General features: G+C 60.6%; 7 protein-coding genes and 1 pseudogene. 1 reads left to right on the top strand and 7 read right to left on the bottom strand.

What is annotated here, in order from left to right; genetic code table 11:
- The first annotated feature begins 102 nt into the window (after positions 1-102).
- Positions 103-1,371: an MFS transporter gene (locus ACEN2T_RS05495; protein ID WP_442116425.1), complete on the top strand. Its 1,269-nt coding sequence runs from the start codon at positions 103-105 to the stop codon at positions 1,369-1,371.
- Between the two features lie 163 nt (positions 1,372-1,534).
- On the opposite strand, the gene hemE is transcribed toward ACEN2T_RS05495, so the two are convergent.
- The 7 genes and pseudogenes from hemE to ACEN2T_RS05460 form a co-directional block, all read right to left on the bottom strand.
- Complete coding sequence (gene hemE, locus ACEN2T_RS05490) at positions 1,535-2,602, bottom strand: uroporphyrinogen decarboxylase (RefSeq protein ID WP_032890274.1); 1,068 nt, start codon at positions 2,600-2,602, stop codon at positions 1,535-1,537.
- A 240-nt stretch (positions 2,603-2,842) separates the two neighbouring features.
- Positions 2,843-4,261, bottom strand: a complete 1,419-nt coding sequence (locus ACEN2T_RS05485; protein ID WP_027605000.1) for an FAD-dependent oxidoreductase — start codon at positions 4,259-4,261, stop codon at positions 2,843-2,845.
- 32 nt (positions 4,262-4,293) lie between these two features.
- A complete protein-coding gene (gene gltB, locus ACEN2T_RS05480; RefSeq protein WP_122753833.1) occupies positions 4,294-8,739 on the bottom strand; it encodes a glutamate synthase large subunit in 4,446 nt (1,481 codons plus the stop codon).
- A gap of 353 nt (positions 8,740-9,092) precedes the next feature.
- A complete protein-coding gene (locus ACEN2T_RS05475) occupies positions 9,093-10,655 on the bottom strand; it encodes an SPOR domain-containing protein (RefSeq protein WP_095186123.1) in 1,563 nt (520 codons plus the stop codon).
- 10 nt (positions 10,656-10,665) lie between these two features.
- Positions 10,666-11,766 carry a 3-dehydroquinate synthase gene (gene aroB, locus ACEN2T_RS05470; protein ID WP_122682122.1) on the bottom strand — a complete coding sequence of 367 codons (1,101 nt, stop codon included), beginning with the start codon at positions 11,764-11,766 and terminating at the stop codon, positions 10,666-10,668.
- Between the two features lie 125 nt (positions 11,767-11,891).
- Positions 11,892-12,410, bottom strand: coding sequence for a shikimate kinase AroK (gene aroK / locus ACEN2T_RS05465; protein WP_010213757.1), 519 nt, complete (start codon positions 12,408-12,410; stop codon positions 11,892-11,894).
- 4 nt (positions 12,411-12,414) lie between these two features.
- Positions 12,415-13,671 (bottom strand): annotated as a pseudogene (locus ACEN2T_RS05460) (type IV pilus secretin PilQ); the annotation flags it as partial.
- Positions 13,672-13,736: the final 65 nt, after the last annotated feature.

Here is a 13,736-nt window from a genome sequence, read left to right as displayed (position 1 = left end):
AGCTATCAAACAGGTCGAACAATATATTGGAAAGAATCATTAGCCAGCTATATTCTTTTTTGCATTGCCAGCCCTGACAGGCTTTTGCTCCCCGAGGTCCCCGTGAAATCTGCTGTCGCTCCACTCGCTCAAGACGTCCCGCCCACTGCCCTCGATGAGGTAGTGGCTCAGCTCAATGACGCGTTCATCGAGAAAGGCACGCCGATGTTCATGCGCACGGTGCTGGCGCTGTTCTCCGGCGGTTTTGCCACGTTTGCCCTGCTGTATTGCGTGCAACCGATGATGCCGGCACTGTCCCACGAGTTTTCCATCAATGCCGCGCAAAGCAGCCTGATTCTCTCGGTGTCCACGGCGATGCTTGCGCTGGGTTTGCTGATCACCGGACCGATTTCCGACACCCTGGGGCGTAAGCCGGTGATGGTCGCCGCGCTGTTCTGCGCGGCGCTGGCCACGATTGCCAGCGGCCTGATGCCGTCCTGGGAAGGGATCCTGCTGATGCGTGCGCTGGTGGGCCTGTCACTCAGCGGCGTGGCCGCCGTCGCAATGACCTACCTGAGCGAAGAGATCCACCCCCAGCACATCGGCCTGGCCATGGGCCTGTACATCGGTGGCAATGCCATTGGCGGCATGAGCGGACGCCTGATCATCGGCGTGTTGATCGACTTCGTCAGCTGGCACACCGCAATGCTGATCATCGGCGCCCTGGCGCTGATCGCGGCCACGGTGTTCTGGAAAATCCTCCCGGAATCGCGCAACTTCCGCGCCAGCAGCCTCAAGCCACGCAGCCTGATGGACGGCTTTGTCATGCACTTCAAGGACACGGGCCTGCCGTGGCTGTTTCTTGAAGCCTTCCTGCTGATGGGCGCGTTCGTGACGATGTTCAACTACATCGGCTATCGCCTGCTGGCCGCCCCGTACGACCTGAGCCAGGCCGTGGTCGGCCTGCTGTCGTTGGTCTACCTCTCGGGCATCTACAGCTCGGCGAAAATCGGCTCCCTCGCCGACCGCCTCGGCCGCCGCCGTGTGCTGTGGGCCACCATCGTGCTGATGCTCGCCGGCATGCTGCTGACCCTGTTCTCCCCGTTGTGGCTGGTGGTGCCGGGCATGCTGATCTTCACCTTCGGCTTCTTCGGCGCCCACTCGGTGGCCAGCAGCTGGATCGGTCGCCGAGCAGTCAAGGCCAAGGGGCAGGCGTCGTCGTTGTACCTGTTCTGCTACTACGCTGGCTCAAGCGTCGCCGGCACCACGGGTGGATTCTTCTGGCACCTCGCCGGATGGAACGGCATTGGTGCATTCATCGTGGCGCTGTTGATCGGCGCGTTGCTGGTCGCGTTGAAGTTGGCGAAGTTGCCGCCGCTGGCCTCGGCCTGAAAAGCACCACACTTAAGAAGCAACACTCCCACATAACAAAAAGATTTAAACGCACTATGGCCAAGCGATAAAAAAATCCGCCTAGCCATGCACAGTTCATTCAGGTTGTTAGCGACAACATCACCCTCTTATTGAAAGAAGGTGATGAAGTAAAGCAGGGGAACTACACGTGATATTGCGCGGACAACTCATGCACCGCTTGCAGGAAAGCGCCAGCGTGTTCCGGGTTCACTTCCGGCGTAATGCCATGACCCAGGTTAAACACGTGCCCGGTACCCTTGCCATAGCTGGCCAGGATGCGACCGACTTCGGCGCGGATCGCTTCCGGCTTGGCGTACAGCACGGTCGGGTCCATGTTGCCTTGCAGCGCGACGCGGTTGCCCACGCGCTGGCGGGCTTCACCGAGGTCGCACGTCCAGTCCAGGCCTAATGCATCAGCGCCGGCGTCGGCGATGCTTTCCAGCCACAGGCCACCGCCCTTGGTGAACATGATGACCGGCACTTTGCGGCCCTCGTGCTCACGGATCAGGCCGCTGACGATCTTGCGCATGTAGGCCAGGGAGAATTCCTGGTACGCCGCCGCCGACAGGTTGCCGCCCCAGGTATCGAAAATCTGTACCGCTTGCGCACCGGCCATGATCTGGCCGTTGAGGTAGGACGTGACCGACTGGGCCAGCTTGTCCAGCAGCAGGTGCATGGCTTGAGGGTTGTCGTAGAGCATCGCCTTGGTCTTGCGGAAGTCTTTCGACGAGCCGCCTTCGACCATGTAGGTGGCCAGGGTCCAAGGGCTGCCCGAGAAGCCGATCAGCGGCACACGGCCGTTCAGCTCGCGGCGGATGGTGCTGACGGCGTCCATCACGTAGCCGAGGTCTTTGTGCGGATCAGGGATCGGCAAGGCTTCGATATCGGCCAGGGTGCTGACGACTTTCTTGAAGCGCGGGCCTTCGCCGGTCTCGAAGTACAGGCCTTGGCCCATTGCATCAGGGATGGTGAGGATGTCGGAAAAGAGGATGGCCGCGTCCAGTTGAGGGTAGCGGTCCAGCGGCTGCAGGGTGACTTCGCAGGCGAACTCCGGGTTCATGCACAGGCTCATGAAATCGCCGGCGTGGGCGCGACTGGCGCGGTATTCCGGCAGGTAGCGACCGGCTTGACGCATCATCCACACAGGGGTGACGTCCACGGGTTGCTTGAGCAGGGCACGAAGGAAACGGTCGTTCTTGAGGGCAGTCATGTCGGCATCCGCAAAAAAAGTGCGGGCATTTTCTCAGAGCGCGACGTAAAAGGCACGGCAAGAGCGGTGCCTTTTGTCTATCGGGTCAATTTGTCGCGGACATGGAAGCGCTGCAAAACCAATGTGGGAGGGGGCTTGCCCCCGATGCAGTGTGTCAGTCTCAGTGTCTGTCACTGAACCACCGCTATCGGGGGCAAGCCCCCTCCCACATTTTGATCCCATTTCAACCTGGGATCAGGGTCAGACTTGCAGGTAGTCCAAGATGCCTTCGGCGGCATTGCGGCCTTCGAAGATCGCGGTCACCACCAGGTCAGACCCGCGCACCATGTCGCCACCGGCAAAGATTTTCGGGTTGCTGGTCTGGTGCTTGTACTGGCCTTGTTCCGGGGCTACCACACGGCCCTGGCTGTCGGTTTGGATCTCGAACTGCTCGAACCACGGCGCAGGGCTTGGACGGAAACCGAAGGCGATGACCACGGCGTCAGCCGGGATGATTTCTTCGGAACCCGGGATCGGCTCGGGGCTGCGACGGCCACGGGCGTCCGGTTCGCCGAGACGGGTCTCGACCACCTTCACGCCTTCGACGCGGTCTTCGCCCACAATGGCGATCGGCTGGCGGTTGTAGAGGAATTTCACGCCTTCTTCCTTGGCGTTCTTCACCTCTTTGCGCGAGCCGGGCATGTTGGCTTCGTCACGGCGATACGCACAGGTCACCGACTTGGCGCCCTGGCGGATCGAGGTACGGTTGCAGTCCATGGCGGTGTCGCCACCGCCGAGCACCACGACCTTCTTGCCTTTCATGTCGACGAAATCTTCCGGCGACTTTTCAAAGCCCAGGTTGCGATTGACGTTGGCGATCAGGAAATCCAGCGCGTCATACACGCCCGGCAGGTCCTCACCGGCAAAACCGCCCTTCATGTAGGTGTAGGTGCCCATGCCCATGAACACGGCATCGTATTCGGCGAGCAGTTGCTCCATGGTCACGTCTTTGCCGATCTCGGTGTTCAGGCGGAACTCGATGCCCATGCCGGTGAACACTTCGCGACGGTTGCTCAGTACGGTTTTTTCCAGCTTGAACTCGGGGATACCGAAGGTCAGCAGGCCGCCGATTTCCGGGTTCTTGTCGAACACCACCGGGGTCACGCCGCCACGCACCAGCACGTCGGCGCAGCCCAGGCCCGCCGGACCCGCACCGATGATCGCCACACGCTTGCCGGTCGGCTTGACCTTGGACATGTCCGGACGCCAGCCCATGGCGAACGCGGTGTCGGTGATGTACTTCTCCACCGAACCGATGGTCACCGCGCCGAAACCGTCGTTCAGGGTGCAGGCACCCTCGCACAGACGGTCCTGGGGGCACACCCGGCCGCAGACTTCCGGCAGGGTGTTGGTCTGGTGCGACAGCTCGGCGGCGGCGAGGATATTGCCCTCGGCCACCAGCTTGAGCCAGTTGGGAATGAAGTTGTGCACCGGGCACTTCCATTCGCAATACGGGTTACCGCACCCCAGGCAGCGATGGGCCTGGTCGGCCGAGTGCTGGGGTTTGAAGGGTTCGTAGATTTCCACGAACTCTTTCTTGCGTTGACGCAACAGTTTCTTCTTCGGATCTTTGCGCCCGACATCGATGAACTGGAAGTCGTTATTCAGACGTTCAGCCATGTTAAAACCTCATCAAACTCTTCAGGCGCATATCACTGCGGGTTGGCACGGATGCTGGAAAGCAACGATTTCAGGTTGGCAGCCTTGGGCTTGACCAGCCAGAAACGACGCAGGTAATCATCGAGGTTCTCGGCGAGGTTACGACCCCATTCGCTGCCGGTCTCCTCGACGTACTCGTCCAGCACGTGCTGCAAGTGGTTCCGGTAGGATTCCATGGCTTCGCCGCTGATCCGCTGGATCTCGACCAACTCGTGGTTGACCTTGTCGACGAAGGTGTTGTCCTGGTCGAGCACGTAGGCGAAACCGCCGGTCATGCCCGAACCGAAGTTGTAACCGGTCTTGCCCAATACCGCGACAAAGCCCCCGGTCATGTACTCGCAGCAGTGATCGCCAGTGCCTTCCACCACGGTGTGGGCACCGGAGTTACGCACGGCGAAACGCTCACCGGCGGTACCCGCGGCGAACAGCTTGCCACCGGTAGCGCCGTACAGGCAGGTGTTACCGATGATGGCACTCTCCTGGCTCTTGTAGACGCTGCCTTTAGGCGGAACGATCACCAGCTTGCCGCCGGTCATGCCCTTGCCCACGTAGTCGTTGGCGTCGCCTTCCAGGTACATGTGCAGGCCGCCGGCGTTCCACACGCCAAAGCTCTGGCCAGCGGTACCCTTGAAGCGGAAGGTGATTGGCGCTTTCGCCATCCCTTGGTTGCCATGCTTGCGCGCGATTTCACCGGAGATGCGTGCGCCGATGGAACGGTCGCAGTTGCAGATATCCAGGGCGAATTCGCCACCGCTGGCGTCATTGATCGAGGAACCGGCCATTTCGACCATCTTCTCGGCCAACAGGCCTTTGTCGAACGGCGGGTTGCGATCCACCTGGCAGAATTGTGGCTTGTCTGCCGGGATGTGATCGCTCCCCAACAACGGCGTCAGGTCCAGGTGCTGTTGCTTGGCGGTCTGGCCTTCGAGGATGTCCAGCAGATCGGTGCGACCGATCAGCTCTTCCAGCGAACGCACGCCCAGCTTGGCCAGCCACTCACGGGTTTCTTCGGCGACGTAGGTGAAGAAGTTCACCACCATGTCGACGGTGCCGATGTAGTGATCCTTGCGCAGCTTCTCGTTCTGAGTGGCGACGCCGGTGGCGCAGTTGTTCAGGTGGCAGATGCGCAGGTATTTGCAGCCCAGGGCGATCATCGGCGCGGTGCCGAAACCGAAACTCTCGGCGCCGAGGATCGCGGCCTTGATCACGTCGAGGCCGGTTTTCAGGCCGCCGTCAGTCTGCACACGGACCTTGCCGCGCAGGTCGTTGCCGCGCAGGGTCTGGTGAGTTTCGGCCAGGCCGAGTTCCCAAGGTGCGCCGGCGTACTTGATGGAGGTCAGCGGGGATGCACCGGTACCGCCGTCGTAGCCGGAGATGGTGATCAGGTCGGCATAGGCCTTGGCCACACCGGCGGCAATGGTGCCCACGCCCGCTTCCGCTACCAGTTTCACCGAGACCAGCGCCTGCGGATTGACTTGTTTCAGGTCGAAAATCAGCTGCGACAAGTCTTCAATCGAGTAGATGTCGTGGTGCGGCGGTGGCGAAATCAGGGTCACGCCAGGCACTGCATAACGCAGCTTGGCGATCAGACCGTTGACCTTGCCGCCTGGCAGCTGGCCGCCTTCACCGGGCTTGGCGCCCTGGGCAACCTTGATCTGCAGCACTTCGGCATTGACCAGGTATTCCGGGGTCACGCCGAAACGGCCAGTGGCAACCTGCTTGATTTTCGAGCTCTTGATGGTGCCGTAGCGCGCCGGGTCTTCACCGCCTTCACCGGAGTTGGAACGCGCGCCCAGGCGGTTCATGGCTTCGGCCAGTGCTTCGTGAGCCTCAGGCGACAGAGCGCCGAGGGAAATACCGGCGGAGTCGAAGCGCTTGAGGATCGATTCCAGCGGCTCAACTTCGCTGATGTTCATCGGCGTGTCCAAGGTCTTCACCTTGAACAGGTCGCGGATCATGGACACCGGGCGGTTATCCACCAGCGAGGTGTATTCCTTGAACTTGGCGTAGTCGCCCTGCTGCACGGCCGCTTGCAGAGTGCTCACCACGTCCGGGTTGTACGCGTGGTATTCGCCACCGTGCACGAACTTGAGCAGGCCGCCTTGCTGGATCGGCTTGCGCGCGCTCCAGGCTTCGGCGGCCAGGGCTTTCTGTTCGGCTTCGATGTCGACGAAACGCGCGCCTTTGATACGGCTCGGCACACCACGGAAGCTCAGGTCGCAGACTTCTTCGGACAGGCCGATGGCTTCGAACAATTGAGCACCGCGATAAGACGTGACGGTGGAGATGCCCATCTTGGACAGGATCTTCAACAGGCCTTTGGTGATGCCTTTACGGTAGTTCTTGAACACCTCATAGAGGTCGCCCAGCACTTCACCGGTACGGATCAGGTCGCCCAGCACTTCGTACGCGAGGAACGGGTACACCGCCGAGGCGCCGAAACCGATCAACACCGCGAAATGATGCGGGTCGCGGGCGGTGGCAGTTTCGACAAGGATGTTGGAGTCGCAGCGCAGGCCTTTTTCGGTCAGGCGGTGGTGCACCGCGCCGGTGGCGAGCGAAGCGTGGATCGGCAGCTTGCCTGGGGCAATATGGCGGTCGGTCAGCACGATCTGGGTACGACCGGCGCGCACAGCTTCTTCGGCCTGGTCGGCGACGTTGCGCACAGCGGCTTCAAGGCCGAGGCTCTCGTCGTAGTTCAGGTCAATGATCTGGCGGTCGAAACCTGGACGCTCCAGGGTCATCAACGAACGCCACTTGGCCGGGGAAATAACCGGCGAGCTGAGGATCACGCGGGAAGCGTGCTCAGGCGATTCCTGGAAGATGTTGCGCTCGGCACCGAGGCACACTTCCAGGGACATCACGATGGCTTCGCGCAGCGGGTCGATCGGTGGGTTGGTCACCTGGGCGAACTGCTGACGGAAATAGTCGTACGGCGTGCGCACGCGCTGGGACAGCACAGCCATCGGCGTGTCGTCGCCCATGGAGCCGACAGCCTCGTAACCTTGCTCGCCGAGCGGACGCAGCACTTGGTCGCGCTCCTCGAACGTGACCTGGTACATCTTCATGTACTGCTTGAGCTGGTCAACGTCATAGAAAGCCGAACCGTGGTCGTTGTCTTCCATGGTCGCCTGGATGCGCAGGGCGTTCTTGCGCAGCCATTGCTTGTACGGGTGACGGGACTTCAAGCGGTTGTCGATGGCGTCGGTGTCGAGGATCTGCCCGGTTTCGGTGTCCACGGCCAGGATCTGGCCAGGGCCTACGCGACCTTTGGCGATGACGTCTTCGGGCTTGTAGTTCCACACGCCGATTTCCGACGCGAGGGTGATGAAACCGTTGGTGGTGGTGACCCAGCGCGCCGGGCGCAGACCGTTACGGTCGAGCAGGCACACCGCATAGCGGCCGTCGGTCATAACCACGCCAGCCGGGCCGTCCCACGGTTCCATGTGCATCGAGTTGTACTCGTAGAATGCACGCAGGTCCGGGTCCATGGTCTCGACGTTCTGCCACGCAGGCGGAATGATCATGCGCACGCCGCGGAACAGGTCGATGCCACCGGTGACCATCAGTTCGAGCATGTTGTCCATGCTGGAGGAGTCGGAACCGACGCGGTTAACCAGCGGGCCGAGCTCTTCCAGGTCCATCAGATCGTTGGCGAACTTGGTGCGACGGGCCACGGCCCAGTTGCGGTTGCCGGTGATGGTGTTGATCTCGCCGTTATGGGCGAGGAAGCGGAATGGCTGGGCCAGCGGCCATTTCGGCAGGGTATTGGTGGAGAAGCGCTGGTGGAACACGCAGATCGCGGTTTGCAGGCGCTCATCGCTCAGGTCTGGATAGAAGGCGGTCAAGTCCGCCGGCATCATCAGGCCTTTATAAATGATGGTTTTGTGGGAAAAGCTGCAGATGTAGTGGTCGGCATCGGCGGCGTTGGCCACGGACGAGCGACGACGGGACGTGAACAGCTTGATCGCCATGTCCTGGTCGCTCAGGCCGTCACCGGCGATGAACACTTGTTCGATCTGCGGCAGGCGCTCCAGGGCCAGGCGGCCGAGCACGCTGGTGTCGATTGGCACTTTGCGCCAGCCGACCAGTTGCAGGCCGGCAGCGACGATCTCGCGGTTCATGTTCTCGCGAGCGGCTTCGGCTTTGACCGGGTCCTGGTTGAAAAACACCATGCCCACGGCGTACTGCTTGGGCAGGTCGACAGCGAAATGCTCTTTGGCGACCGCGCGCAGGAATTGGTCGGGCTTTTGAATCAGCAAGCCACAACCGTCACCGGTCTTGCCGTCGGCGTTGATCCCACCGCGGTGGGTCATGCAGGTCAGGGCCTCGATGGCCGTTTGCAAAAGGGTATGACTGGGCTCGCCCTGCATATGGGCTATCAGGCCGAAACCGCAGTTATCCTTGAATTCATCGGGTTGGTACAGACCTGCTTTCATAGACACTTTCTCACCAGGCTGCCTCTTATACCGAGGCAAATTTCTTTTCAATTCAACCGGTTACCTTCCACGCCGAACGTACGCCGGCTTAGCGGGGGCAAAAGGGAGGTCATTGTACACACCGACACAGACGCTCACAAATTTAGCGACGAAATGTCGCAAATCTATGTCGCATTTATGAAAGGTTTAAAGCGATATGCTGTGCTAGTCAAAACTTTTTTAATTCTGACCGCTACGACTCAAAAGCTACTGTGACGCAGACACCACAAAGCGCGCGGCTTCTGGGAAGCTGCACGCACTTGAGGATTTTTTTGAGGTGCCGGGAGGGCGGCTTGGGTAAAGCCGCCGGATCTTCAGCGAGTTGCTGCCAGTTCTTGTTGAACGCTGGCAACAGTGCGAGGCCAAGGTTTACCAGCCTGAACCTTCGCTGGCAAGGATTTGATCGCAGAATCAGCTGCTGCACGGCTGGAGAAGTTGCCGTAGGTGATCACGTAAAGAGGCTTGCCGTTGAGCACTTTCTTGAAATAACGGTACTCGCCGCCCTGCTCTTTCACGAAGGCCTGAGCGTTGGCTTCGGAGCTGGTGCCGAGGATCTGCACCACGAAGTTACCGGTCGGCTGGCTGGCGTACCAGCTGCTGCCGGCGGCGCCTGCTTTGGCGACAGTGGCAGGTTTTTCCGCAGGCTTGGTCACCGGCGCGGGTTTGGCTGCTGGAGCAGGCGCTACGGGCTTGGTGACAGGTGCAGGCTTGGCAGTCGCGATAGTTGGCGCTGGCGTCGGCACTGCGGCTGGCTTGGCGGCCGGCTGACCCGCTGGCACGCCCGCAGGTGGCGCGGTAGTGGTCACGGTCGGCGGCGTAGCGCTGGAGCCCTCTACGGGCACGCCGTCGTCGCCTTCGGAGATGCCACCGGCTTCTTCGGCGAGTGGGCCGCGCATCACAGGCTGACCAACCATTGGCAGGTTGGTCGGTTGGCCGGAATTGGCGAACTCGACATTCGGCGTGGGTTTACCCAGTGGCAACTGCGCCTGTTCGGTTGGCGCGCTGGCGGTGGTCGGCGCCTTGTTGCGACCCGGGATCAACCAGGCGGCGGCAACAGCGACCACGACAACGGCAGAAATCGCCAGTACGTGCTTCTTAGGCATAGTGAACCCCATCTTTGGACGCTTGACCGCAGAGCGGCTGGCAATCATGGCTTCGATCATTGCATCGCGGGCAACCTGGTTGATGGTGCCAGGCCAGCCGTCGGAGCTTTCGTGAATATCAGAGATCTGATTTGCCGTGAAAAGTTCGATACCGGCCCCGGCGCCTTCGAGGCGTTGAGCCAGGTATTCACGGGTTTCTTCCTCTTCGTACGGCTGCAGTTCGATGACGTGGAACAGCTCCTGATCACCGCTGATCTGCTCCAGATCGGCGATCAGCGACGACTCACCGAACAGGAACACATGGGGACGACCTTCCGGCGTACCCGCCGCCAGCGCCAACAGCGCTTCCAGCGCGGATTCGTCAAGCTGCTCGGCGTCATCCACCAGCAGGTAGACTTCCTGGCCGGTCAGGCCAAGTTGCACGATTTGTTTGAGAATCGCGCTAGGCTCAGCAGTGGATACGTCCAGGGCCTGGGCAACCTGGCGCAGCACGCCGGCCGCATCACCGGCACCACGGGCAGACACCACCACGCTCTGTACCGATTGTTTGTTGGTGCTGGCAACCAGGGCCTGGCGCAGCAAAGTCTTGCCGCTGCCCAACGGACCGGTCACGACCAGCAGTAGCTGGCTGTAGCGCGCCAAGTGGTGCAACTGCCCGAGCACCGGCTTGCGCTGGGCCGGGAAAAATTTGAAACCAGGCACCCGTGGAGCAAAAGGGTCGTGGCTTAACTGGTAATGGCCGAGGAACGCCTCGTCGGCATGCAAACTAGTCATCGGGATCTTATTAACCTTTAAGCTGGGCCAGGGCGCGGTAATCCGCTCCCAGCGTGGCCTGTAAAATCTCTTTCGGATAATCGTCGGTCACTAATGCTTCGCCCATGCGGCGCAGCAGCACCAGTCGTAGTCGACCGTCGATCACTTTCTTATCTATCGCCATGTGTTCGAGAAAGTCGGCCTCGGTCATCTCCTCAGGCGGAATGACCGGCAAACCGGCGCGCTGGAACAGGCGGATACCGCGATCACGCTCCTGGGCGCTGATCCAACCCAGGCGTTGCGACATCTCAAGTGCCATCACCGTGCCAGCCGCTACAGCCTCCCCGTGCAACCACACACCATAGCCCATGTGCGTTTCGATCGCATGGCCGAAGGTGTGGCCGAGGTTCAAAGTGGCCCGTACGCCGGATTCCCGTTCGTCGGCATTCACCACCAGCGCCTTCGCGGCACAGGAACGGGAAATCGCTTCGGTGAGCGCCACCTGGTCGAGGCCGCGCAAGGCGTCCACGTGTTCTTCCAGCCAGGTCAGGAACGGCTCGTCGCAAATCAGCCCGTACTTGATGACTTCCGCCAGGCCCGCCGACAGCTCGCGTGGTGGCAGGGTGTTGAGGGTCGCGGTATCGATCAGCACGGCTTGGGGCTGATAAAACGCGCCGACCATGTTCTTGCCAAGCGGATGGTTGATACCTGTCTTGCCGCCCACCGACGAATCGACCTGGGACAGCAGAGTGGTCGGCACCTGAATAAAGTCCACGCCACGCTGGTAGCAGGCCGCTGCAAAGCCAGCCATGTCGCCGATCACACCGCCGCCCAGGGCAATCACGGTGGTGCGACGGTCATGGCGCGCGGTAAGCAGGCCATCAAAGATCAGTTGCAGGGTTTCCCAGTTCTTGTGGGCTTCGCCGTCGGGCAAAATCACGGAAATCACTGAGTACGCCGCCAGGCTGCGGCTCAGACGCTCAAGATACAGCGGCGCGACCGTTTCGTTGGAGATGATCGCCACTTGCCGCCCGGCAATATGCGGTGCGAGCAACTCGGGCTGGTCCAACAGACCTTCGCCAATATGGATCGGGTAGCTGCGCTCGCCTAGATCGACCTTAAGTGTCTGCATGTGTCCCCGCGTTGAAGATGTGTTGACGACCGGCAACGTCGAGACCCGACGTCGCCTGATGGCTCTACGCCACACCCTGCAGGGTGATAGCGCGCCGCCGAGAATAGCGCATTTCGGGCCTGGCTTTAACGGGGTGGCAGCCGTTGCAGGCGCTCAAGAATGTCGAGGACCACCATGCGAGGCGGCCGCTCATCGGTTTCCACCACCAGATCGGCGATTTCCCGATACAGCGGATCGCGCAGCGTGAGTAGGTCCCGCAAGGTTTTTTCCGGGTTGGCTGTGCGCAGCAACGGGCGATTACGATCACGGGCGGTGCGGCCCACCTGCTGCTCGACCGACGCATGCAAATAGACCACCCGACCACCGGCATGCAGCGCCCGACGATTTTCATCGCGCATCACCGCGCCACCGCCGGTGGCCAATACCACGCCGTCGCAGCCGCACAGCTCAGCGATCATCGCCTGCTCGCGGTCACGAAAGCCCAGCTCGCCTTCTTTATCGAAGATCCATGGGATATTGGCACCCGTGCGCAATTCAATTTCCTTGTCGGAATCTTTGAATGGCAGGCGCAGCTCTTTGGCCAGCAAACGGCCGATGGTGCTTTTTCCAGCCCCCATCGGTCCTACAAGAATCAAATTTCGCACAGAATCAACGACTCACAGCAATCGCCTGGTTATTCATAATACGCGGAGTCAGGAATACCAGCAGCTCGGATTTTTTATCCGCCACCACATCGCGCCGGAAAAGGCGGCCAAGATACGGCACATCGCCCAAAAATGGCACTTTATCTACCACTTTGCTTTGGGTATTGGAGAAAACACCGCCAATGACGATCGTCTCTCCATCCTTGACCAACACCTTGGCGTTGACCTCGTTTTTCTTGATCGGCGGTACGTCGTTGAGTTTATTGAGGTAGTCGGGCTCATCCTTGGTGACTTTGACCACCATGATCACATGGTCATCGGGGGTGATTTGCGGGGTAACCTCCAATGAAAGGGAGGCCTCCTTGAACGACACCGACGTCGCACCTTGGGAGGTGGATTCCTGGTAGGGAATTTCCGTGCCCTTCAGAATGCGCGCGGTTTCCTTGTCGGAGGTGACCACCTTGGGCTGTGAGACGATTTCTCCATTGCCGGTTTTCTCCATGGCGGTCAGTTCCAGGTCGAGCAGCAGGTTGTCGGTGATATACGCAATGCCCAGGCCGGAGGTACCAGTAAGCGAACCCAGATCTACGAACGGCGAGCTGGGTGCATTTTCAGGAGTTTGGGCACCGTCCGACTGAGGCTTCTGAATACCTCCGGCGGCCCAATTCCCTCGATTGAGGCCACCTCCCCAGCGCGCGCCCAGGCTTTTGTCGTAGTCGACGTTGGCCTCGACAATCCGCGCCTCGATCATCACCTGGCGCACCGGGATATCCAACTGCGCCACGATCCGGCGCAGCTCTTCCAAACGCTCGCCGGTCTGGTAGGCAATGATGTTGTTGGTACGGTCATCTACGGCCACCGAACCGCGCTCATCCGTCGTTCCTTCAAAGCCGTTCACCGACTGGAACAGCTTGGCCAGGTCCGCCGCCTTAGCGTAGTTGACCTGCAATAGTTCACGCCGCAGGGGCGCCAGGTCGGCCATCTGCTTGCGCGATTCCAGCGTGAGCAATTCGCGAGCGGCCAACTCCTCGGCGGGCGCCACCAGTAGCACTCTGGCCTTTATCCGTTTATCCAAACCTTTAGTTTGCAGCACAAGATCCAGCGCTTGATCCCAGGGCACATGCTTGAGGCGTAGGGTGATGGAGCCCTGCACATCGTCGCTGACCACCAAGTTGAGGCCGGCCACATCGGCGATTTGCTGCAATACGGCGCGCAGACCAATGTCCTGGAAGTTGAGGCTCAGCTTTTCACCTGTATAGGCGCCCGACACCGCATTCCCGGGAGGCGGTAGCTGGATAAGATCCACACGATTGGGCACAGCAACAG

Origin of the sequence: Pseudomonas sp. W22_MBD1_FP4, assembly GCF_052113765.1 — a bacterium.
Lineage (GTDB): Bacteria > Pseudomonadota > Gammaproteobacteria > Pseudomonadales > Pseudomonadaceae > Aquipseudomonas > Aquipseudomonas sivasensis.
Note: the sequence above shows the minus strand (reverse complement) of the source record. Positions and strands in the feature narration are given on the sequence as shown.